At 52.3% G+C, this 21,533-nt stretch carries 15 protein-coding genes, 1 other RNA gene and 1 pseudogene; 11 read left to right on the forward strand and 6 right to left on the reverse strand.

Features of this window, described 5'->3' with window-relative positions; all coding sequences use genetic code 11:
- The first annotated feature begins 9 nt into the window (after positions 1 to 9).
- The 3 genes from HMPREF9156_RS0100225 to HMPREF9156_RS07350 are packed head-to-tail and all read left to right on the forward strand — an operon-like array spanning position 10 to position 2,114.
- A complete protein-coding gene (locus HMPREF9156_RS0100225) occupies positions 10 to 999 on the forward strand; it encodes an aldo/keto reductase (RefSeq protein WP_007148234.1) in 990 nt (329 codons plus the stop codon).
- Positions 1,000 to 1,016: 17 nt separating this feature from the next.
- Positions 1,017 to 1,868 (forward strand): aldo/keto reductase, encoded by an 852-nt coding sequence (locus HMPREF9156_RS0100230; RefSeq protein WP_007148235.1) that lies wholly within the window; start codon positions 1,017 to 1,019, stop codon positions 1,866 to 1,868.
- Positions 1,869 to 1,886: 18 nt separating this feature from the next.
- Positions 1,887 to 2,114 carry an NAD(P)H-dependent oxidoreductase gene (locus HMPREF9156_RS07350; protein ID WP_007148236.1) on the forward strand — a complete coding sequence of 76 codons (228 nt, stop codon included), beginning with the start codon at positions 1,887 to 1,889 and terminating at the stop codon, positions 2,112 to 2,114.
- On the opposite strand, the pseudogene HMPREF9156_RS07005 reads toward HMPREF9156_RS07350, so the two are convergent.
- The 3 genes and pseudogenes from HMPREF9156_RS07005 to HMPREF9156_RS0100240 all read right to left on the reverse strand — a co-directional run bounded on the left by HMPREF9156_RS07005 (position 2,064) and on the right by HMPREF9156_RS0100240 (position 5,305).
- Positions 2,064 to 3,188: pseudogene (locus tag HMPREF9156_RS07005) on the reverse strand (IS1249 family transposase). The gene HMPREF9156_RS07350 and the pseudogene HMPREF9156_RS07005 overlap by 51 nt on opposite strands.
- A 277-nt stretch (positions 3,189 to 3,465) precedes the next feature.
- Positions 3,466 to 4,254 carry an SDR family NAD(P)-dependent oxidoreductase gene (locus HMPREF9156_RS0100235; protein WP_007148237.1) on the reverse strand — a complete coding sequence of 263 codons (789 nt, stop codon included), beginning with the start codon at positions 4,252 to 4,254 and terminating at the stop codon, positions 3,466 to 3,468.
- Positions 4,255 to 4,423: 169 nt separating this feature from the next.
- On the reverse strand, positions 4,424 to 5,305 hold the full coding sequence (locus tag HMPREF9156_RS0100240) for an aldo/keto reductase (protein WP_007148238.1): 882 nt from the start codon (positions 5,303 to 5,305) through the stop codon (positions 4,424 to 4,426).
- A 156-nt stretch (positions 5,306 to 5,461) separates the two neighbouring features.
- Here HMPREF9156_RS0100240 and HMPREF9156_RS0100245 point away from each other — a divergent pair, with 156 nt between their 5' ends.
- Positions 5,462 to 6,097: a DUF5701 family protein gene (locus HMPREF9156_RS0100245; protein ID WP_007148239.1), complete on the forward strand. Its 636-nt coding sequence runs from the start codon at positions 5,462 to 5,464 to the stop codon at positions 6,095 to 6,097.
- A gap of 116 nt (positions 6,098 to 6,213) precedes the next feature.
- On the opposite strand, the gene HMPREF9156_RS0100250 is transcribed toward HMPREF9156_RS0100245, so the two are convergent.
- Positions 6,214 to 7,038, reverse strand: a complete 825-nt coding sequence (locus HMPREF9156_RS0100250) for a hypothetical protein (protein ID WP_007148240.1) — start codon at positions 7,036 to 7,038, stop codon at positions 6,214 to 6,216.
- Positions 7,039 to 7,104: 66 nt separating this feature from the next.
- Entirely contained in the window at positions 7,105 to 8,511 is a 1,407-nt protein-coding gene (locus HMPREF9156_RS0100255) for a PspC domain-containing protein (RefSeq protein ID WP_007148241.1), read from the reverse strand.
- A 142-nt stretch (positions 8,512 to 8,653) separates the two neighbouring features.
- On the opposite strand from HMPREF9156_RS0100255, the gene HMPREF9156_RS07330 reads away from it, so the two are divergent.
- The 3 genes from HMPREF9156_RS07330 (at position 8,654) to HMPREF9156_RS0100275 (ending at position 12,999) form a co-directional block, all read left to right on the forward strand.
- Positions 8,654 to 10,015, forward strand: a complete 1,362-nt coding sequence (locus HMPREF9156_RS07330; protein WP_007148242.1) for a sensor histidine kinase — start codon at positions 8,654 to 8,656, stop codon at positions 10,013 to 10,015.
- A 205-nt stretch (positions 10,016 to 10,220) separates the two neighbouring features.
- Entirely contained in the window at positions 10,221 to 10,970 is a 750-nt protein-coding gene (locus tag HMPREF9156_RS0100265) for a LuxR C-terminal-related transcriptional regulator (protein WP_050958436.1), read from the forward strand.
- A gap of 286 nt (positions 10,971 to 11,256) precedes the next feature.
- Positions 11,257 to 12,999 (forward strand): S1C family serine protease, encoded by a 1,743-nt coding sequence (locus tag HMPREF9156_RS0100275; RefSeq protein WP_007148244.1) that lies wholly within the window; start codon positions 11,257 to 11,259, stop codon positions 12,997 to 12,999.
- Positions 13,000 to 13,604: 605 nt separating this feature from the next.
- On the opposite strand, the gene HMPREF9156_RS0100285 is transcribed toward HMPREF9156_RS0100275, so the two are convergent.
- A complete protein-coding gene (locus tag HMPREF9156_RS0100285) occupies positions 13,605 to 16,013 on the reverse strand; it encodes a transglycosylase domain-containing protein (RefSeq protein WP_007148245.1) in 2,409 nt (802 codons plus the stop codon).
- Positions 16,014 to 16,490: 477 nt separating this feature from the next.
- Between HMPREF9156_RS0100285 and HMPREF9156_RS0100295 the strand changes: the two genes are divergently transcribed.
- The 4 genes from HMPREF9156_RS0100295 to HMPREF9156_RS0100305 all read left to right on the forward strand — a co-directional run bounded on the left by HMPREF9156_RS0100295 (position 16,491) and on the right by HMPREF9156_RS0100305 (position 21,488).
- Complete coding sequence (locus HMPREF9156_RS0100295; RefSeq protein WP_007148246.1) at positions 16,491 to 17,633, forward strand: inositol-3-phosphate synthase; 1,143 nt, start codon at positions 16,491 to 16,493, stop codon at positions 17,631 to 17,633.
- Between the two features lie 203 nt (positions 17,634 to 17,836).
- The gene (locus HMPREF9156_RS0100300; protein ID WP_007148247.1) at positions 17,837 to 19,882 is read left to right on the forward strand and encodes an LTA synthase family protein; all 2,046 of its coding nucleotides are present in this window, start codon (positions 17,837 to 17,839) and stop codon (positions 19,880 to 19,882) included.
- Positions 19,883 to 19,943: 61 nt separating this feature from the next.
- Positions 19,944 to 20,040: signal recognition particle sRNA small type (gene ffs, locus HMPREF9156_RS07010), an RNA gene on the forward strand.
- Positions 20,041 to 20,144: 104 nt separating this feature from the next.
- Entirely contained in the window at positions 20,145 to 21,488 is a 1,344-nt protein-coding gene (locus HMPREF9156_RS0100305) for a phosphatase PAP2 family protein (RefSeq protein WP_007148248.1), read from the forward strand.
- Positions 21,489 to 21,533: the final 45 nt, after the last annotated feature.

The following is a 21,533-nucleotide window of genomic DNA, read 5'->3' on the forward strand; positions in this document are numbered from 1 at the left end:
TTTATCGTTATGAAAAAAAGAAAACTTGGAAACAGTGATTTATTTGTGAATCCGGTTGGTCTTGGCTGCATGGGATTTAGCCATGCCTCCGGTGATCCGGTAGATAGTGAAACCGCCGTAAAAACACTGCGGCAAGCCTACGAAATGGGATATGATTTTTTCGATACCGCCGAAGCATATACGGGCTTTTCCCCAGATGGCTCGGTTTCCTACAATGAGGAGTTGGTGGGCAAGGCCCTCCATGATGTGCGGGATAAGGTTGTGATTGCAACTAAAATGGGCGTACATCATAATGAAGATTTAAGCCTAACCGTAGATGTCAGACCGGAGACGATACGCAAAAGTGTAGAGGGAAGTTTAAGAAAGCTGGGAACAGATTATATTGATCTCTATTATCAGCACAGAATCGATCCGAAGGTGGAGCCGGAGATTGTAGCAGAAACAATGGCTGCACTAATCAAAGAAGGGAAAATTCGTTACTGGGGAATTTCAGAGACTACTGAGGACTATCTACGTCGCGCCAATGCGGTCTGTCCGGTGACAGCCATTGAAAACCGCTACTCCATGATGGCGCGGTGGCATGAATCTATCTTTCCCATCTGCGAAGAACTGAATATTGCTTTTGTTGCCTTTTCTCCTATGGCAAATGGGTTCTTAACAGGCAAATATACACCTGACACAAAATTTGAGGGGAAACAGGACTACCGCGCTGGTATGCCGCAGTACACACAGGAAGGATACGAAAAAGCAAAAGCTCTTTTAGAACTGCTCACTGGTATGGCAGAAGAAAAGCAGGCTACTATGGGACAACTCTCGTTGGCGTGGATGCTTTGCAGGAAACCCTATATTGTTCCTATTCCCGGTTCCAGGAAAGTAGAACGGCTGCATGAGAATATAGAAGCCGGGAAGATTGTCCTGACAGAAGATGAGGTTGCAGAAATTGATGCAAAACTGAATACGATGGAGTTTGAAGTATTCGGCGGACACAGCACAAAGTGATAAAGGAGGATTTTATTATGGAATATGTAACTTTGAATAATGGAGTAAAAATGCCGCAGCTTGGCTTTGGCGTTTATCAGATCACCGACCCTGCACAGTGTGAACAGGCAGTCGTGGATGCAATCTCGGTTGGCTACCGCAGCATTGATACTGCGGCTTCCTATGGGAATGAAGAGGCTGTCGGCAGAGCAATCAAGCGCTGCGGTGTTCCCAGAGAAGAATTATTTATTACCACAAAGCTGTGGATCACTAATACCAGCTACGAGGGCGCAAAACGCGGCTTTGAAAAATCTATGCAGAAGCTGGGGCTGGACTATCTTGACCTTTACCTGATTCACCAGCCGCTGAACGACTACTATGGCGCATGGAGGGCGATGACAGAGCTGTATAAAGCAGGCAAAATCCGTGCCATCGGCGTATGCAGTTTTTATCCTGACCGTTTGGCGGATCTAATCGCTTTTAACGAGGTCACGCCCGCCGTCAATCAAGTGGAAGCGAATATATTCTTCCAACAGACGAAAGCGCAGGGATTTATGCAGTCAAAGGGTGTGCAGATGGAAGGCTGGGCACCTTTCGCCGAAGGACGAGGTAATTTGTTCGGAAACGAAACACTCAAAGCGATTGGCGAAAAATATCATAAGAGCGTGGCGCAGGTGGTGCTTCGCTGGCTTTTGCAGCGCGGAATCGTGTGCATTCCCAAGAGCACGAAAAAGGAGCGCATGGAACAGAATCTCGACGTGTTCGATTTTGAACTGAACGGCGATGATATGGCTTTGATTGCCGCGCTTGATACCAACACCAGCGCCTTCTTTGACCACCGCGACCCGGCGGCGATTGAGCGTCTGACAAATCTGGTACGAAATGTGTAAAATGGAGGAAACAAGGCTGTGAAAGTATTACTTGTAAACGGTAGTCCTCATCAGAAAGGATGTACTTATACTGCACTGTGCGAGGTATCGGATGCGCTAAATAATAACGGTGTGGACACGGATGTATTCTGGATTGGAAAAAAGGCGCTGTCCGGCTGTATCGCGGCTTATAGGTATGGGTGTGTTGCTGGTTGGTTAGTAGGTTTCGTGCCTGGGTGTGCCGTGATGGAATTCTGTGTGGGCTAGTGCGTTTCCCCATCCCGGGATGGTTGCTTTCCATTGTTGGTATTCGTTGATGTGCCGGTAAAGTTGCGTGGTGTCGGTGTCTGTGGGCATGGTGGGTAAGTATTCTTGAGGGTTTTGGGTTGCTGTGGAATGTGTGTAACAGTACCAGAAAATTGTTTTGATGTGCCGGTTAAGTTTCATTCCTCTATGCGCGCGTAGCAGGGCTCTTAACTGGGTGTTGACACCGCCTTCTATCTGGTTATTTGTTACGATGACGTGATTCTTATACGTGTAGTAATACTTGTTATGCAGGTTGGTGAATAACTGGTTTTGTTGAATGAGCGTGTTGATGCTCCTGGCTGCTTTGGCAAGACACGCGTGCGTGTCTTGCCAGCGGGTATCGATGAGAGTTTTCTCATCGAGTCAGTCATGCCATGTCTCATACCATAGGGCATACATGTGTACCCATTGCCGTGCATGGTCAAGAGTTTTTACTTTCAATAGGCTTGTTCCTATACGAAGGAGTTGTTTACCGGGTAGTAGACGCGGGTGCAGAGTTGTTGCTGTGCGTATGGTCATGTATATGTGGAACAGGCAGCGTTGAATTTTCGTGTTAGGCCACGTGTTTTTACAGGCTTTTCTAAAGCCACTTCCTCCATCAGAAACGGCTATCGTGGGAGCTGCTATCCGTGATAGGAGTGCTGTGTATGCGGCTGTGGTCTGGCTTCTAGCCACGTACCAGCCAATAATATGCGTGGTCGTGCACGCGATTAATACCACGATTTTACGAGTGATGTAAATACCGTCAATGAATACAATATCGTAGGATTCATTGACTAAGGGTGGCAGCGGCCAATACTGCCAGAAACGGCGTGTTTTTTCTCTGAGAGTTCTTCCTGCTATCGTGTAGTCGTTTTGGCTATGCGTGTGGGTGACATAGTCCAGGAATAAGGCAAAATCTTTGAATGTTGAATCATACTCGTGTGTGAAACTCGTTTTACAGTTTTTGCAGTATTAGCGTTGTTTACCGCTACTGGTTGTCCCGTTCTTTTTAATATTCGTACTCTGGCAAGTAACACAGACTATGGTTTTCATACCACCTAGCATGCATGGTTTTTAAACAGGGTTACACCCCGCGCAATCACGAGGGGTACACGTGTTTCTAGCAACACTTTCATGCCTATACGTAAAAAAGAACAAGAAATTTAAAACACAGTCGACCCCAATAAACACAAGGAATAAAAACTAAAACAGCAACACACCCATACCTATACGCCCAATTTGGTCCTCTCCAGGTTGTAACTTTTTATCAACCCACTACAGTTGACAAAGAGCCCAAAAGAGGCTGGAGTTCCAACCTTTATTTTAAATATCAGCGTGAAATAAAGCGTTGAAGAATGCGTTCCATAGCTGAATTTGGAAGCAGCTTGGTTAATCGGATAATAAAGCGATAGCCTCTTCCAGGATAATAAGACGATTTATTACGCTTCAGAGCTGCAAGCGATTCTTTTGCACACTGCTGAGGCGTGATTTCAACCTTTTTCAATGGATTATGCGTCGCAAAATCTTGAGAGGAAGACGAACTGCTGCTGTTCCCGAAATTCGTAGCAACAGGTCCCGGTTGAATCTCTGTTATATGGACACCAGTCCCTTTTAAATCAATCCGAAGACCTCTGACCAGCCCATGGATGAGATTTTTGCTGGCGGAGTAATGAACCAGACTGGGCATGGGATGTGTTGCCGCTCCTGCTCCGATAAACAGAATATTTCCCTTGTTTTTGATGATGGCTTTTAAAAATGCCTGAGTCAGCAGGGTCGGCGCCATCGCATTGGTCACCACAGCCTTTTCGACAGTCTCAAGAGGCAGACTGTCAGCCAATCCGCTCACTCCGTAGCCGACATTGTTTACCAGGCTATCAATATCGAGATTTAAATCTTCAATCTGCTCAATGCAGCGGCGGATGCCCTCAATCGTTGATAAATCAGCACTGATTAGGGAAATCTTTAAATTCGGATTCATTGTTATCAGTACTTCTTTAGCCTGAATCAGCCTTGTCAAATTTCGTGCTACAAGGACAATATGATCGGCATCTTTTGCCAATAATTTTGCAATTTCCAGTCCTATTCCAGAGCTTCCCCCTGTGACAATAACATTTTTCATCTATCTGCTCACCCTTGCCTGTTTCTAACCTGTTCACTACTATACTCTTAAGCAGCAGCTTCATCAAGTCAAAACATTTGGCTCTATAATTTCTGATATTTGCGGCCCGAAACTTGCGGCCTGAAGCTTCAGATGGTCCGGCGTCCGTTTTTATCCCAATCCGGCTGTATCAGCTGTATGAGAAGGTATAGGGGTCATGCCCGGCCCGCTGCGGTGAATCAAGGGAATCGATCGCCTTGTGTTCGTCAGGGGTAAGTGCGAAATCAAACAGGCTGAGATTCTCTGCCATGCGTGCACGGTGCGTGGTTTTGGGGATTATAACCGTCCTGTTTTCAATATGCCAGCGGAGGATCACCTGCGCCTCGGTTTTATGATGGGCCTTGGCAATCTTCCTGATAATGCCGCCCCCTGCTGTGAGGTCAGCTCCGCGCGCCATAGGGGAGTACGCCTGGACTGCGATACCGTGACGGGTACAGTATTCCACCGTCTGCCGCTGCTGCCACGTGGGATGCAGCTCAATCTGGTTGATAACAGGATATTCGCCGACTTCGCCATAAAGCCTGTCGAGATGCTCAGGCATGAAATTGCATACGCCGATACTCTTTACCAGCCCCTGGCTGCGCAGCTGCGCCATAGCCCGCCAGGTATCCCCGCTGCGCCAGTTGAAAGGCGTTGGCCAGTGGATCATATACATATCCACGTAGTCCAGCCCAAGGCTTTCCAGCTGCGCATCGAAAGCCCTGAGTGTCTGGTCGTAACCCTGCTGGGAATCGCGTACTTTAGTCGTTACCCATAATGATTCCCGCGGCTTTCCGGCGGCGAAACCTGCGCAGCGTATCCCGTCCCCAGTCCCTGCCTCGTTCCCATAGCCTGCAGCAGTATCAATATGGCGGTATCCGGATTCCAGCGCAGCCCTGACCACTGCTGATACGTCACCGTTGCCGATACGGAGGACGCCAAGGCCGATCTGCGGGATACGGCTTCCGTCAGATAATGTGATCCGAGGTACAGCAGTTTCAGGGGAAACGCCCCTGTCTAAAGGTTCAGGCATACTGCCACACTACATCACGGATCAGAGAATAACAGCATTCCGCGGTGCTGCATGGCAGAAGCATTCCAATACCTTCAGGCCTGTATATGCCCCCGCTGTCAGGACCGCCTGGATACCTGCACGGGATGTTTACATAGTGTGTGCCATACTGGGAACATGACGCAGTCTTCTCAGGAATTGGTTCAGCAGCTTGACCGTATCGTTGCTTTAGGGTATCCCGATGTTGCCGATATGTCAGATGGGGCTTTCCGTGCGCTTGCAGAACCGCTTGTCAAAGTGCTTGAGAGGGTAGAGCTTGGAAGAGATATACTGCTTGTCCCTACCCGCGAGCTTGTTTCCCCCGAATCCCTTATTGCGCGGACAAGCATCCAGCGCAGGGCCGGCTTCACAACGATGCCGCCGCGTGACGTACTGGGGTTCCTGCCCCAGGAAGGGTTCGAACCGCCGGAGGGGCCGTTTTATCTGGTTGTAGAACCGCATACCGGCACTGCTTATACTAACCGCGAACCGGATGTAGCACGGCGCCTCATCGATTCCGACAACCGCCTTCCCCTTACCCTTGAAGAAGGGCTTGCAATTGCTACCCAGCATCCTGACTGGCTGCATGATAAAAATGGTTTCAACCTGCTGGGATCCCGCAGCGCTGATGGCAGATATCCCAGCATATGGATGAGCCAGAATGCCCCGCGGTTGGGGGCAGTCTGGCCCAACAGCCGCCACTCCTGGCTGGGCAATGCTTATTGCACCGGCCGCCGTGGCGTGTCATTATTCACGAATCCTGTGAATAGATGAAATAGATAATAAATATTTAAATTGATGCGTATAGTTTTACTTGTAATTCTTCCGGTTCAGACTGTGCGGCCGCTCTGTACGGCCGCACAGATCATATCAGGACCGTGCCGGGGATTTCAACGGGCAGCATTGGCAGGATTACCAGTGCTGTCGGGCGCTGCGGCATCCACCGTCATCGGAGCAGGAGAACTGCCCGGGCCTTCAGCTTCTCCAGGCATAGCCCCCTGTCCTTGTGAAGGGCTCGGGTAGTTGGCATAACCCTGGTCACGGTAATCATCAGAATAGCCGTCAGGATAATCATCGGGGTCGCCTTCAGCGCCATATCCGTCTGTTCCATCTTCAGCTTTCCTGCGGTCTCGGCTGACTGCAGCTATTATCCCGCCTATGATTATCGCAGCTCCGACAAGTATGCAGCACACAATACCAAGGAATGCCATATAATCCTGTGATATAAAATCAGTCACCCTGAGTATAGAGAATATGCCTATTATGCCGAGAAGGACAAGGAATATCCCCCATACAATTGTCATAGTATAAGGGCCTTTTTTATAATATATCCGCGGCCTGCGGCGGCGATGTTCCGGATACCCTGAATACCGGTCCCATCCCGGATACTGCGGGCCTGGCCTGCCTGCGTCCTGCGGGGGTATGCTGCCTGAACCGGGATAGCTGTTGCGGTATGCCTCAGATGCATACTGTGCAGAGGCATCCTGCTGGTCCTGCCATGCCTGCTGCGGTTTCCCTTCTTGCTGGGGCATAGTTTCGGTCGGTATAGCCTGGGTATCTGATGCAGCCGGCATAGCCCGGGTAGGGGAGTTGTCAGGATCTGTGTGTACGTCTGCAGCAGATCCCGGAGAGGAGCTCTGTACGGCAGTTGTGTCAATAGTATTTTTGCCGTCATCCCCCGGGAATGGGGCTGATGCAGTATTGTTATTTACCATAGTAAAATCCTTTCAGATATATAGTCCGGAACATGGTGGGGCAGCAATAGCCCTGCAGCACTGGTATCAGTCCCAGTCCTCATTATTCCCATTATCGCTGTCATCGTTAGATGTCTGGTTAGAAATCCCGCTCAGCCTGGATCTTGGGCTTGGTGAAGCAGTAACTCCGCTGAATACAGCTGATGCATTGACTGTCAGGGTTTTATCTTTGCCCAGCGTTGTCCCTCTGGGCAATCCCGATCCTTCGACAGAACCTGCAACTGCATGCTTGCCCTGATACTGTACTGCGCAGCCGTCGGGTACGCGGATATTGATGTTTGAGAAATATGCTTCAACATTCAGTGTGCCGGTGGGGCAGGCTGTCTGACGGGCAGAGGCCCAGTCCCGCAGATCTACTGTCACATTCGATGAGCTGGTTTTAAGACCGTGCTGCACCAGGTTGTCGTAGCTGTCGGGGCCGAGCGTTCTAGTGGAAAGAGTAATTTGTACAGGATGTACCAGGCTGCTGTGTATGTCAGCTGTGGAATTGAACGTACCTAAAATACTGAGCATTATAACCGCGCAGATAATGCTGATCGGCATCAGCCCGCCGGCTTTACGCCCACGGATCCCGAGCACAATAATAACAGCCCCAAGAACCAGTACTGCGGCAGTGCAGAAAATAATCCCCAGCCGCAGTGCGCTGAAAAAGTCGAGGCCCTGATAGTATACGATTCCGGAATAGACCCCGAAGGCAATAATGAGGAGCCCCAGGACTATTGATACAACGACTGGCCCCGCGGTTTTGCGGCGCCACGCAGCATAAGGCCTGCTGGGCTCAGTATACCTGTTGTTCATTGGATATGCTCCTTGGTAGTAGTTGGGATTGGATTGATATGGATATGTGTGGTATGCGGTATCGTTTTGTGTGTAGGGCGTGTAGGCGCTTTCCCGGCCGCGCGGCTGCCCCTGCCGGTCGGGCTGTGCAAAACGGTCCTTGAAAGAATCGCGGCCCTCCTTTCCCGACAAGGAAACCATGACGATCAGGCAGCACAGGACCGCCACGCCTATCCAGCCAATAAACGGCGTTAGGATATTCAGCCCGCCGCCCAGAAGGATGGCTACAAGGGCAGCCCAGAACGCGCGGCTTGTGTGGCCGCGAAATAACGCCTCCTCAGCGAGGATCTCATTATTACGGGAATCCGGCAGGAATATCCACAGGATGGCGTATACGAATACCCCTGAACCGCCGGCTATGCAGAAAGCAAAGAACAGGATCCGTATGATCACAGGGTCCCAACCGAGCTTACCGGCTATAGCCCCTGACACGCCTCCGATCCAGCGGTTGCTGGAACGGTACATGTTCAGTGAACGGATCCATCTGAAGAAGCTGTTGCCGACAGGAGGATCAGGCTGCCCCTGGGCGTTCCCGGGCTGCTGCGGTCCGCCCTGCGGCTGTTCCGGCCCGCTGCCGTATGGATGAGTAGCAGACATTGTGTTTGTGTCTCCTTTTATGTAAGACTGGGCTTATTACTTTAATTAAAGCCCGGAAAACGTCTGACGTCTATAAGGGTTTACTCTGATTTTCTGTAAGGGTATACTGCTCGGCTTTGCCGGTGTGCTTTATAATATCTGTATGAACCATCGCAGACAGGCAGATACTGGGCGCGGTTCCGGTCCAGACGGCACGGATACTGGCAGAAGCGCAGAGGCACACAATGATGCTGCCCAGGATGAGGGCGCGCCGGGACCGCAGCGGCATTATGATTCCCCGCTGCGCCGTACCACGCTAAGCGATATGGTCGATAAAGCGAGCGCAAAGCAGTCATCAGAAGGGTGGCATTCTGATTCTCCGTGGAGGATGGTTTTTATTGTTGGAGTGCTGTGCATTATGGTCAGCTTAGTGGGAGTGTTCAACCGTCTGCAATGGCGTATGATCGTGGGCATGGTCCTTCTGTTTGCCGGTATATCCTTGAGCTGGATACAGACAGGGATACTGACCGAACACCATCCGGCGAGTTTTTTTGATGACCTTCGCCACGGCCGCGCATCATCATTGCTGAGCATGCGCTATATCCTTGTGCTTGTTGGGATCCTGACAGCATTCACCGGGACCTTTGTGGCATTCAGCTCATTCCTTGATTTTAATTCCCTCCTTATAGGCGTGGGGGCAGGGCTGATACTGATCGCCATACTTGTAATGATCGTCGCGCCATGGTGGATCAGCCTTATTTCCGACCTGGGGAAGGAAAGGGCACATGCTGCACAGGAGGAGCTGCGGGCGGATATCACAGCACAGCTGCATGACTCGGTACTGCAGACCCTGGCCCTTATCCAGCTGAATGCTGATGATCCCAGTGAGGCAGCCGCTTTGGCTCATGCGCAGGAACGTGAACTGAGGGAGTGGCTGTACGGTGCTGACAGGGCTTCGGCAACTCCTGCTGCTGTGCCTGCGCCAGCCCCGCACGCCCCCGGGCATCCTGCAGCATCCGCCTCCGTTCCCATACCTGCCCCTGACAGCCGTGTATCAGCCGGCAGCGGTGCTTCTGCGAATCCTACAACTCTTACCCATGAACTTAAAAGGATCATGGCCCGTATAGAAGATTCATCGCGGGTCCCTATCGAGGTTGTAACTGTTGGGGATGCCCGGTACCGGAAAGAATTTGAGCCGCTCCTGTCAGCCGCTTCGGAGGCTGCGCTGAATGCGGTACATCATGGCAGGCCCCCGGTATCCGTGTATTGTGAAGTTGACCCTCTCCGCCTGCGGTCTGTTCAGATATTCATTCGGGACCATGGGGACGGGTTTGATACCTCAGCTGGCTATCCGGGGCATATGGGCGTTACTGAGTCGATTATCGGGAGGATGAGGCGCAGCAAAGGCTCAGCCCAGATCGATTCGCGCAAAGGGTGGGGGACTGAGGTTAAGCTGGCTTTACCTTTTTCCCCTAAAAACGGCAGTGCAGCCGGGGAAGGGCCGGGTACTGAGGCAGATGCGTAATACATACAATACGGGGCATGGCCAGCAGAAAGGGGCAGGACCCAATATGATAGGTAATATGTCAGAACAGCAGCCAGCAGGGGCAGCGCCGACAGAGGCGGCTGATGCCGCAGGCATCGGGTATGACAAGGATGTTGCAGAGGCCGGCAGCGGCTGCAGCACAGTTTCCCGGCGTATCCGCGTTACTGTTATAGATGACCATGAGATGTTCCGCCGCGGTGTTATCGCAGCAATCAGCGGGGCATGCGATGTTGTCAGCGAGGCCGGCGATGTTGAAGGTGCAGTTGCAGCCATCTCGCGCACCCAGCCTGATGTTGTGCTGCTTGATGTGCACGTTCCCGGCGGCGAAGGCGGAGGCGGCTCCGAAATAATCCTGAAAAGTGTCCCCCACGCCCCTCGGACGCTGTATCTTGCGTTGTCTGTATCGGATTCCCCTGCGGATGTGGGCGCTGTGATCCGCGCAGGGGCGCGGGGCTATGTGACAAAAACGATCACCGGGGACGACCTGGTGTCATCAATTGAGCAGGTAGCCCAGGGATACGCTGTTTTCAGTCCGCGTCTGGCGGGATTCGTGCTGACTGCTTTTCAGGGTTCGGCGGATACCGATGTCCGCGGTCTGCCGGGAGCCGGGAGAGGGCCGTTTGCCCGTCCAGCCAACGGCCGTGCCGGAACCTGGACTGCCGCCCCTTCCTGGGGCCGTGGTGCCGATCCATCAGAGGGCCTGCAGGATGGCCAGCCTGATGAGTTTGAAGATATCAGCATTAATGTGCTGACATCCCGTGAACGCGAAGTCATGCAGCTTATTGCACGCGGATATACCTACAAGGAAGTTGCTTCCGAACTGTTCATTTCTATTAAGACAGTGGAGACCCATGTTTCCCACGTGCTGCGCAAGCTCCAGCTGTCTAACCGTGGGGAGCTTGCTTTGTGGGCTGCCCATCAGCGGATCGTCTGACCTTATCCGGGTGCAGCTCCGGATTGGGACGGTATGGATGTATGTGTCAGTTCAGCCCTGCGCCCGGTGCTGGGCTATAAGCAATGTGCTGCTGTCTGTCAGCCATAGTCCCGGTTCTGCGGGTTTGTTTGTCTGCCTTCTTAGCCTTTAAGGCACAGGGAATTTTTAGGAAAGAATCAGAAAAACCTGTGTTTATCTGGAATAGCATAAAAGTTACCTTAATACTGTAGTATTGAGGAAACAGAGACGCTCTACAGGGTACAGTCAATCTGATAAAAGGAGTTTTATGACTGACAGCAAGGGGAATCCGGCAGCACCTTCGCAGGACGGCCAGCGGTATGGAACGGATGCTGACAATACATACATTCCGCAGGGATATCCACAGTATGGGCAGTCCCAGCCGCAGTATGCGCATACAGAACAGACTGCGAGGTTCCGGCAGGAGACGCAGCCTTATCAGCAAACCCAGCAGTACCAGTACGGAAATATGGCTCAGACACAGCAGCTGTCGCAGCAGCTGTTCAGCGGACAGAATGCCGGGCAGCCGGACAGTCCGCAGCTTTCAGGGGGCCAGCAGCCGGGCCAACCTTATCAGCCGGCGCAGCAGTACCAGCAGTATCAGGCGCAGCCCGGAGCCGGACAGTTCCCGCCTGTTCCGGGCCAGCTCCAGCAGCCCGCGCACCCGGTGAGCCAGGCGAACCGGGCAGATACAGCGTCAAATCCTTTTGTCAATCCTGCTGCCGGCCGGGCATCAACTATTTCTGGAGCAGCGCCGTCGCCGGCTGATGCAACGAAAAGCACAGGACGTACTGTTTTAACTTCTACACTGACTTCACTCCTTATCACACTCGTGGTCCTGGGCCTGGGGTGGCTTGCAGTCTACAGCGGCGTTCTCCCGATTTCCCGCTCATCGGGGCTGAATCCCTCTACGGGCGGCGGCGGAAGCACGTCTACGCAGATCGGCAGTGCCGGCACAAGTACATGGAAGGCTGTAGCCAAGAATGTTGCACCCTCCGTTGTTTCCATTACGATCACGACAGGGACTTCCCGGGTTATGGGATCCGGTGTGATCATTGATAAAAAAGGGTATATCGTTACAAATAACCATGTGGCGAGCAATAACGGGCAGATGGTCGTTACCATGTCTAACGGCGAAATGTACGGGGCCAGCGTTGTGGGGACTGATCCTACAACAGACCTTGCTGTGCTGAAAATCGATAATCCGCCGAGCAACCTCACGGCAGCCAGTTTTGCGAGCTCGTCGAATCTGGCTGTAGGCGAAGATGTTATGGCGATCGGGAACCCGCTGGGGTATGAGAATACGGCTACAACGGGTGTGGTGTCTGCGCTTAACCGCCCGGTAGTATTATCCGAATCGGGCTCTTCCTCATCGTCATCCAATACGGTATTCACTAATGCTGTCCAGATCGATGCGGCGATAAATTCCGGGAACTCAGGCGGGCCGTCATTCAATGCCGAAGGCAAGATAATCGGCATCAATACTGCTATAGCATCCACGCGCTCTACTTCCGGTTCCAGCGGCAGCACGGGAAGCATCGGCATTGGATTTGCGATCCCGTCGGATACAGTTAAATGGGTCACAGAAGATATTATCAAGAACGGGCATGTGCAGCATGTTTCGCTTGGCGTCACAGTACAGACAGATACTGCTAAAACAGGTAATGCCACACGGTCGGGTGCGGCTGTCAGGGATGTTGCTGCGGGAAGCCCCGCTGAAGCTGCCGGGCTTAAGTCGGGCGATACCATTGTGGGGTACAACGGCAATGTTGTAGGCAGCATGCAAAGCCTTCTCGGGTATGTCCGTGCTACCCGCATGGGCAGCAGAGTCACTCTTACGGTTATCCGCGATGGGCGTACTACGAATCTCTCGGCCACTATGGATCAGGCTGAGAATTCCGGTTCCTCCGAAGGGTCCCAGCCGAATGATGATTCAGATGGGGACAACGGCGGCAATAATGACGGGGGTAATGATGATAACAATAATAATGATGATGGGAGCGGCAACTAGGACAGTATCCCGGGCAGGACGCAGCATAGGGGATCCTGAAAGGGCTTAAAACTTCTGTCCCTTCCTTCCCTTTTCCTTTCCCTCTCTCAAAAGCGTAAAGGGCTGGATGCTAATCATCCAGCCCTTTACTGTATCCCTTCCCCTTTGATTTCCTGACTGTGATATTCCTCCCGCTATGCGTCCGGTTCATCGTACTATTCCTCCCGCTGGTGGTAAAACACGCAGATACAAAATCTGTTTTTGGCGTTTCCCGTAATTCCTATTTTCGTATCTGCGTGTTTTACCACCAGGGCCAGCCCATGACATATAAAATCCTGTGGTCACTTATGTAAAATACGGACTGACAACGGGAGGGGAGAGAGACAACAGGAGGCATTTATGGATAATGCGCCGCGGCTGCAGAGTTAAAGGAGAATGGTTTAAAGAGGATCCATAGCCCATATACATGGCTGGGATTTCTCTCATATCGGTGGAAGATATGAGGAAGAACAGGATAGATACAGCATGACCGTATCCGGAATTCTCCGTCACCGGTTTATTTCCGTGGGAAAACCATAGCTCTGCCGTACCCCTGCTTTACATGGGTATGCTTCCTGTCCCAGCTGCTAGTTCGGCGATGAAGGCTGGACAGGGGTTGTGGGCGAGGGGACGGCAGGATGCTCTCTGCCGGTATTCTGATTATTATTCCCGTTGCCGTTATCATTGCCGGAGTTTCCGCCGCCATTCCCATTATCACTGCCGCCTGAATTGTTACCGCCTGAATTATTGCCGTTACCGCTGCCGTTACCGCTCCCGCTCCCGCCGGAATTCTCGCCAGGGGATTTCCTGTCTCCGGGAGCTTCAGGTTCGTTGCCGTTTTTATTGACATCGCTGTTGTCGGGGCTGGTATTCCCGCCGGCTTTACCGCCGTCGGATGCCGCTGCACCGCGTATACCCCACGTACCGTTAGGCCCGCCGATTTTCCCGGAATCTGTGGCGCTCTCGAAGTTTTCATTAGCGGTATTGGCTAAAGCAGATTTCATATACTGCGTAAAAAGGTAGGTAGGGTAGCCGTGCCCGTATTCATATCCGTTGAACGTAGGCAATTCTGCAGCAGACCCGTCGCTGGCCGGGCTCCATATAGCGTATGCCGTAACAACGGATGGCGTATAGCCGACGAATGCAGCTGCCTTGTTATCGTTCGCAGTGCCGGATTTGCCTGCAAGCGTTTTACCTATGCTGCGCGCGGAAGAGCCTGTCCCTGATGTGATAACACCGGTGAGGGCCTTGTTGAGCAGCGCCACGTCTTTAGGCTCAAATACCCGGTTCCCTGAGACTGAGGTCTGGTAAACAGTGCCCTGGCGGGAATCATTGACTTTATCCACAATATGGATCGGCATCTGCTGTCCGCCGTTGGAGAACGTCGCATAAGCCTGGGTCAGTTCTTTCAGCGTTACCCCGTCAATGCCGAGTGTGTTATACGGTGATGTTGTGCTGATAGCCGAGGTTATCCCCGCAGATTTAGCAAGGATCGCTGTTGTTGCAGGGGTCACATCTTCATTCAGCTCCATAAAGACTGTGTTGACAGAGCTGGCGACCGCTTTGTACAGGGTTACATTCCCGTAGCTGGTGTCCCCGAAGTTCTTCACCGGAGTCTTCAGCCCTTTGAAGGTCCGCGGTGAGTTGCCGTTAAACTGTGTATCCAGGCTGCACTTTTTCTGTATAGCCCCGAGGAGGGTGAATGCTTTCATTGTGGACCCGGGTTCAAAAGTGGCCTGGGAAACATTGTTGAGCTGTTTTTTCAGATAGTCGTCGCCGGCATAAAGGGAGATGATCCCCCCGGTTCTTGAATTGACAGACAGCCCTCCTGCTTCTACAGAATTGGGGACCTTATTGCGGGCTTTTGATTCCGCAACAGTCCGGTTCATGAGGTCCTGCCTGTTTTTATCAAGCGTAGTGATGATCTTGTATCCGCCTGCGGCAAGGTCGTCTGCAGTAAACCGTTTGGATTTGACCAGCTCATTGCGCACCATGGTCAGTATGTATCCGTTGGTCCCCTGGAAATCGTTGCTTGGAGTGTGTGCGGCAGTCTTGGGGACTGCTGATGCCTGTGCCGCCTGCTCTGCTGTAATATAGCGGTCTTCTTTCATAATACGTATTACGCGCCGGAAACGTTTAGCGGCAGATTCCGGTGATACTGCGGGGTCCCATGCAGAAGGCGCAGGGATTATACCTGCTATCAGTGCAGCTTCATCGAGGCTGAGGTCTTTGGCATCTTTGTTGAAATAAGCTTTTGCTGCGGCCTGTATGCCGTATGCACCCCGCCCAAAGTAGATGGTATTCATGTAATTGCACAGTACAGTATTCTTATCCTGGGTCTGTGCGATTTTCAAGGCGAGGAGCGCTTCCTTCACTTTCCCGAAATATGATTTGGTTTCGCCCAGATAGTACCGCTCGGCATACTGCTGTGTAATAGTGGACCCACCCTGGCGTGACCCGCTCGTTACATTGTGGAACAAAGCCCTTGCGATACCTTTGAGGTCTATCCCCGGGTCGCTCCAGAAAGAACGGTTTTCCGATGCGACTACGGCGTTTTTTACATAATCCGGCAGTGCTTTACAGCTGATTATTTCGCGGTTCTGACCTGAGAAACTGCCAATCGGCGTGGTGCCGTCGCTATAATACACAGTAGTTTTCTGCGCGAGCGCGACAGCTTCCGGGCTGGGTACCTCAGTAGCCGCGTAAGCAATGCCCAGGACAGCTGCGCCTGTTGCGAAAATAAGGGCTATAGCAATGAGGAATTTCTTCCAGAGCCTCATTTTCGGTTTGCCGTTTTTCTTCAGCCGCCGTGCAGATGATGTACCGTTTTTCCCCGCTGGAGGCTTCCTTGTGCTGCGCGGCGTACCGGTATAAGAGTTGCGGAAGCTGTACGAACCGCTGCTGTGCATGCTCCGTGCCCCCCTTGTGCTGCGCGGACCGTGTGCACTGTTACCCCGTGTATTGTTTTGAGGGTTGCGCGGGCTATTTTCTGCCATATTTCCTCCGTCTGTTTCTCTATAAACTGGTCGAAACACTGAAGCCTTGGATTACTTATTATTATAGTGTCTAACAGGCTGTATCAGCGTGCCGGACACTGCTGTGCCGCCTGTCTCCGGGGCCTTGTAGCTGCATATCTGCAGGGCCGCATTGCTGGCTGCTGTCTGTGTATGTGTATGGCCTGTTTCCCTTCACTGGTCTATACCCTTTATGCTATACCATAATAATACAGCATCGCCCTTAAAAGATCAGGAAGACAGCAGTCCCGGCAGTACCCGGTCGAGGATGGGTGTGGAATGGTACATACATATATATACAGGCCAGGATATGCCGGGCAGAGTGCAAAAGGCTGCGCAGCCTGCGGGGCTGCCGTCACGGCGGGACACAGAAATATTCAGTTCCCTTCTCCGGTTTAGACAGTGAGGTATCCTGATGGGTGCGCGTCATTTGATGGCAGAATTTCTAAGGAGTTTTTGATGAGTATTCGCGTTGCGATTGCTGGTGTGGGCAATTGTGCTTCATCACTTGTGCAGGGTGTTGAATATTACAGGGATGCAAAAGACGAGGATAAGATCCCTGGGATCATGCATCCGAATTTTGGCGGTTACCGTATCCGCGATATCGAGTTTGTTGCAGCATTCGATGTAGATGCTGACAAAGTAGGCAAGGACCTGAGCGAGGCGATCTTTGCTTCTGAGAATAATACTTACAAGTTCTCAGACGTCCCGGATATGGGTGTGGCTGTCCAGCGCGGCAAAACGCTTGACGGCCTGGGCGAGTACTACCGCCAGATGATCAGCGAATCATCTGAAGAACCGGTAGACGTAACCCAGGTTTTGCGTGACCGCAAGGTTGATATCCTTATCAGCTATCTGCCTGTCGGCTCCGAAGAGGCAGATAAGTACTATGCCCAGTGTGCTATGGATGCCCACTGCGGTTTTGTGAACTGTCTGCCTGTTTTCATTGCTTCTGACCCTGAGTGGGCTCAGAAATTCCGTGATGCCGGGGTGCCGATCGTCGGCGATGATATCAAAAGCCAGGTCGGGGCAACTATTACCCATCGTGTTATGGCCCGCCTGTTTGAAGACCGTGGCGTCCGCCTTGACCGCACGTACCAGCTTAATGTCGGCGGCAATATGGACTTTATGAATATGCTCCAGCGCAGCCGCCTGGAATCCAAGAAAGTGTCCAAGACCCGTGCAGTAACCTCGATCGTCCCGCATGAGATGGATCCCCATAACGTGCATATCGGGCCGTCTGATTATGTGGCGTGGCTGGATGACCGCAAGTTTGCTTTTGTCCGCCTCGAAGGGACGACATTCGGCAATGTCCCCCTGAGCCTTGAATACAAGCTTGAGGTGTGGGATTCCCCTAATTCAGCGGGCGTAGTCATTGATGCCCTGCGTTCCTGCAAGATCGCGCTTGACCGCGGCCTTGCCGGACCGATCCTTGCCCCGAGCTCGTACTTCATGAAGTCCCCTGCAGTCCAGCATGAGGACAATGAGGCACGCCAGCTTGTTGAATCTTTTATCAGTGGTGATGTAGAGGCTGATGCCCAGCAGCTTGCTGATGATGTTTCTGCGGCCGGCAGGGCAGGCAAGGATGTGTGGCACGCATAAAGCGTAATAACAGCTGAGGCTGTGGATAATAAGGACCGCTTTCCTGCTTAAGGGTTTCCTGATGCGGGAAGGCGGTTTTTGCATCGTTTATGTTACTAAGGTTATGCTACAGTTATTCAGCCGCATAAAGGGCTGCTCAGAGCTGCGGCCGGCAGCCGCATGGAAAACGGCGGTGCGTACAATGTGTCGGGATAGGTGAAGTAATGAGTTCCAATGGGTCTGAGGTAAAAGGGATATCTGTGAAACAGCGTGCAGCAGATGCGGCGCGGCATGTATTCAGGCGCAGGAAAAATGACTGGGTAGCGTTTTATATCCTTGCTTTTATTGCTATCAACATATATGCTGTCCTTAAAATGCAGACTGTTGCAGAGAGCAAGTTTTCCAATATCTGGAGGTTCTTCACCCAGATGTTCTCCGGCGGGAAGTTCCAGTTCCTTAATAATTTCCTCATCCTGTCGATTATCAGCTTCGCCCTGTGCTTCCTTATCAACCGCTTCTGGGTGGCAATGAGCTTATATGTTTCGCTTGTCGTCCTTATCGCAACGGTAGACAGGTTCAAAGTCCTTGTGCGCAATGAAGCTATCACTCCTGCGGACTTGAGCTTCGTTTCCGGCGGCACTGCCGGGGATGTCGCGTCGTTCATCCCTCCAGGGTCGGAATCTATTATCGTCAGGGCTGTCCTGACTATCGCGATCGCTATTATCCTCGGCGTGCTCCTTACGCGGTGGGACCGCCGTTCGCTCATCGTGCCCAGGAACAGGAGCCTGGGGATAATTTTCCGCATATTGCTTATTATCCTTCCGCTTGGTTTTGAAGCTGCTTTCATTTCTGCAATGTCTACAACCGATTCATGGGCGAATAAAGCTTTGCTGGCGCTGTCTGACAAACCTTCCCTCTGGGATAATCTGACCGATTGCAAAAAGAATGGTACCGTAGTAGCTTTTGCCAGGAATATCAATCCAAAAATTATGACTGAGCCTGAGGGGTATTCTAAGGAAACGATGAAGGCGATAGCCGAGCGGTATTCAAAAGCTGCTCGGGAGATCAATTCTGAACGTACCCAGGACCTTAACAAGTCCACGGTGATCACGCTGCTGTCGGAATCGTTCTCCGACCCTACCCGGGCACCGGGGATATCTTTGAACGAGGACCCTATGCCGTATATCCGCTCCCTTAAGAAGGAAACGACATCAGGGCTGATGCTGTCTTCCGGATATGGCGGAGGTACTGCGAATATTGAATATATGGTCCTGACCGGGCTGTCGATGGCCAATTTCAGCCCATCGCTGACTTCGCCGTATCAGCAGCTCGTCCCCAAAGCATCATGGACCCCCACATTCAACCAGGACTGGGAAAGTTCACAGAGTTATGCTTTCCACCCCTACAGCTCCGCAATGTATTCGCGCAGATCTAATTATGCAAAGTTCGGGTTTTCCCAGTTCTATACCCTTAACGGCCCGCAGTACCTGAAATATAAGAAGAAAATCGATAAGTCCAGATATGTTGCCGACTCGGAGCTGTATAAGGCTGCACTGGAGAAAATCAACGGTTCTGCAGACGCAAAGCCGCAGTTCATCCAGCTTGCGAGCATGCAGAACCATATGCCATATAACAACTGGTATAACAATAACCAGTTCAAGGCGCATACGACTGATGGCACCAAGCTCAGCAATAACAGGTTGAACAGCATCCAGACATATGCCAAAGGGATGAGCTATACGGATACTGCTACGAAGGAATTCCTTGCCAGACTTGACGCGATGGATAAGCCGATCACAGTTATCTTCTACGGCGACCATCTGCCGGGGATATACCCCAATGCCGCAAAGAGCAAAAAGAACACTATAGCTCTCCACGAGACGGATTATTTCATCTGGTCGAATAAAGCTTCCCGCCAGAATAATAAGCTGCCGGAAAAAGAAGCTGCATACACGTCTCCGAATTTCCTCATGGCTGAGGCTGCTGCGCAGATGAACGCCAGGGTGAGCCCGTACCTTGCTTTCCTGACACGCCTGCATACAGCTGTCCCCGCTATGGAACCGCCGGTCGTCAACACTATCCAGGGGTGGAAGCGCATACCTGAAGGTGATGCGCTGTATCTGGATTCCAATGGCGAGCAGATAGATATCACTCAGGCGGATAAGGCTACCCGTCAGCTCCTTTCGGATTACCGACTTATCCAGTACGATATTACGGCAGGCAAACAGTACCTGAGGGATACCGGGTTCATGAAATATCCGCAGGGATAATACGCTCCAGGGCTGCGGGATGCGGCACCGGGGGTGTTTTTCCCCTGCCCGTGTATAATTGTCAATGCTCCTACGCGGCGCTATGCCACCCAATCCCCCCAGGGCAGGAATGCAGCAAGGGTAAGTGGCCTCTGGCGGGTGCGTAGGAGTTTTTACTATGATGGGCTGCATAAGCTATGATGGTTTTATATGCAGTATTGCGGGTTTCCCGGTAATGCGGTTCTGCTTCGGCTGGATAATACGGACGGTAAGGATACAGTGAATGGTAAATAACGATCCAATGATTGACAGGCCAGAAAACGGAAGCGGGCAGCCCCGTACCCCGGACTCAGGGCATGATGCCGCAGGGCAGTCAGGCGCAAGGCAGCCCGGCGCAGGGCAGATCAGTACTGCGCAGTTTGATGCAGGTCAGACAAGACCTATGCCTCAAGCCGGCGGGACGGATGCAATGCCTGTATCCGGCCAGGCCCAGGCTCCTGAGGAATCCCCTGTACAGCCTACGCAGATGATGCCGGCTGTGCGGGATGTGCAGACAGCCCAGTTCCCTGCGGTCCCACCGGCTGCAGTACCGTCCGCTGAAATACCGCCGGCTGCCGTACCGCCATCCGCAGCAGATCCGTCCCAGCCTGGCGGGCAGAAAGGCTTTGACAGCATAATAGGGCCTACGCAGAGGGCTGAAGAACGCCTGCTGACGCATCCGCGGGCCTCGGCAATAGTGTGGTCAGCAATTTTGGGGCTTCTGTTCCTTGCCCTGGCAGCCGGTACATGGCTTGCCGGAGTGTGCACCTACCGCGGCCAGAAATTTGATGACTGGGTGTGGCACAGGTTCCCCGAAACGTATATCCACGCCTCACTACTTAACCGCATATTTGCTAATTCCCATCTTGTTGTTTACGTATGTGCAGGTATTATCGCGCTTGCAGTACTGATTGCCCTTATCCGGAAAAGATGGTTCCTTCTCGTGCAGATAGCCGTGTCCGGCGGCCTGGTTTATGCACTGTCGCGCGGGCTTAAGATTATCCTTCCCCGGCCGGTTATCGATGCTTCCATCAGCAATCCGGCGAATTCCGCACCATCCGGGCATACGGCGCTGGCGGCTGCCGCTGCGGTGATATTCGTGATATCCGTCCCCCGGGTACTGCGCGCGCTGTCATCACTCCTCGCTACAGTATTCGTCCTTCTTGTGGGCTTCAGCGTTATCGCAGATAAATGGCATCGCCCGACTGACGTTATTATGGCGGTATTCCTTGTAACCGGGCTGGCATTGCTTACTCTCGCTTTTACGCGCGGTACTGGCATGGACATGCCCGGCAGGCGGACGGCATCTGCCAGTATCCAGATATGTGCAACGGTTATGGTCACGGCGGGGGCCATGATGCTTGCCTACGCAGCATACATGGTATGGCAGCTGTGGGATTATATCCTTTTCCAGCCGGTCGGCTTTACTGTACAGATAAATATTACGGCTATTTTTGCGATCTGCGGATGTGCGCTGATATCTTTCGGTGTCCTGTCTGCACTGCGTCAGGCGACAGCTTCCCCGCTGTCCCGTGCGGGGATGGTAGGCGCGCCTCCGGCTCCACCGTCTTCGCCATGGTACAGATAAGGCTATAGGAATAAGATAAAGCCAAGCGAACCGAGGCAGCCGGAT

This window comes from Scardovia wiggsiae F0424, from assembly GCF_000269605.1.
Classification (GTDB): Bacteria; Actinomycetota; Actinomycetes; order Actinomycetales; family Bifidobacteriaceae; genus Scardovia; species Scardovia wiggsiae.

What these genes read in the sequence shown, in the direction of transcription:
- HMPREF9156_RS0100225 (WP_007148234.1), top strand. Translation starts at nt 10, where the DNA reads ATGAAAAAAAGAAAACTTGGAAACAGTGATTTATTTGTGAATCCGGTT.
- HMPREF9156_RS0100230 (WP_007148235.1), top strand. Translation starts at nt 1,017, where the DNA reads ATGGAATATGTAACTTTGAATAATGGAGTAAAAATGCCGCAGCTTGGC.
- HMPREF9156_RS0100235 (WP_007148237.1), bottom strand. Translation starts at nt 4,254, where the DNA reads ATGAAAAATGTTATTGTCACAGGGGGAAGCTCTGGAATAGGACTGGAA.
- HMPREF9156_RS0100240 (WP_007148238.1), bottom strand. Translation starts at nt 5,305, where the DNA reads ATGCCTGAACCTTTAGACAGGGGCGTTTCCCCTGAAACTGCTGTACCT.
- HMPREF9156_RS0100245 (WP_007148239.1), top strand. Translation starts at nt 5,462, where the DNA reads ATGACGCAGTCTTCTCAGGAATTGGTTCAGCAGCTTGACCGTATCGTT.
- HMPREF9156_RS0100250 (WP_007148240.1), bottom strand. Translation starts at nt 7,038, where the DNA reads ATGGTAAATAACAATACTGCATCAGCCCCATTCCCGGGGGATGACGGC.
- HMPREF9156_RS0100255 (WP_007148241.1), bottom strand. Translation starts at nt 8,511, where the DNA reads ATGTCTGCTACTCATCCATACGGCAGCGGGCCGGAACAGCCGCAGGGC.
- HMPREF9156_RS07330 (WP_007148242.1), top strand. Translation starts at nt 8,654, where the DNA reads ATGAACCATCGCAGACAGGCAGATACTGGGCGCGGTTCCGGTCCAGAC.
- HMPREF9156_RS0100265 (WP_050958436.1), top strand. Translation starts at nt 10,221, where the DNA reads ATGTTCCGCCGCGGTGTTATCGCAGCAATCAGCGGGGCATGCGATGTT.
- HMPREF9156_RS0100275 (WP_007148244.1), top strand. Translation starts at nt 11,257, where the DNA reads ATGACTGACAGCAAGGGGAATCCGGCAGCACCTTCGCAGGACGGCCAG.
- HMPREF9156_RS0100285 (WP_007148245.1), bottom strand. Translation starts at nt 16,013, where the DNA reads ATGGCAGAAAATAGCCCGCGCAACCCTCAAAACAATACACGGGGTAAC.
- HMPREF9156_RS0100295 (WP_007148246.1), top strand. Translation starts at nt 16,491, where the DNA reads ATGAGTATTCGCGTTGCGATTGCTGGTGTGGGCAATTGTGCTTCATCA.
- HMPREF9156_RS0100300 (WP_007148247.1), top strand. Translation starts at nt 17,837, where the DNA reads ATGAGTTCCAATGGGTCTGAGGTAAAAGGGATATCTGTGAAACAGCGT.
- HMPREF9156_RS0100305 (WP_007148248.1), top strand. Translation starts at nt 20,145, where the DNA reads ATGGTAAATAACGATCCAATGATTGACAGGCCAGAAAACGGAAGCGGG.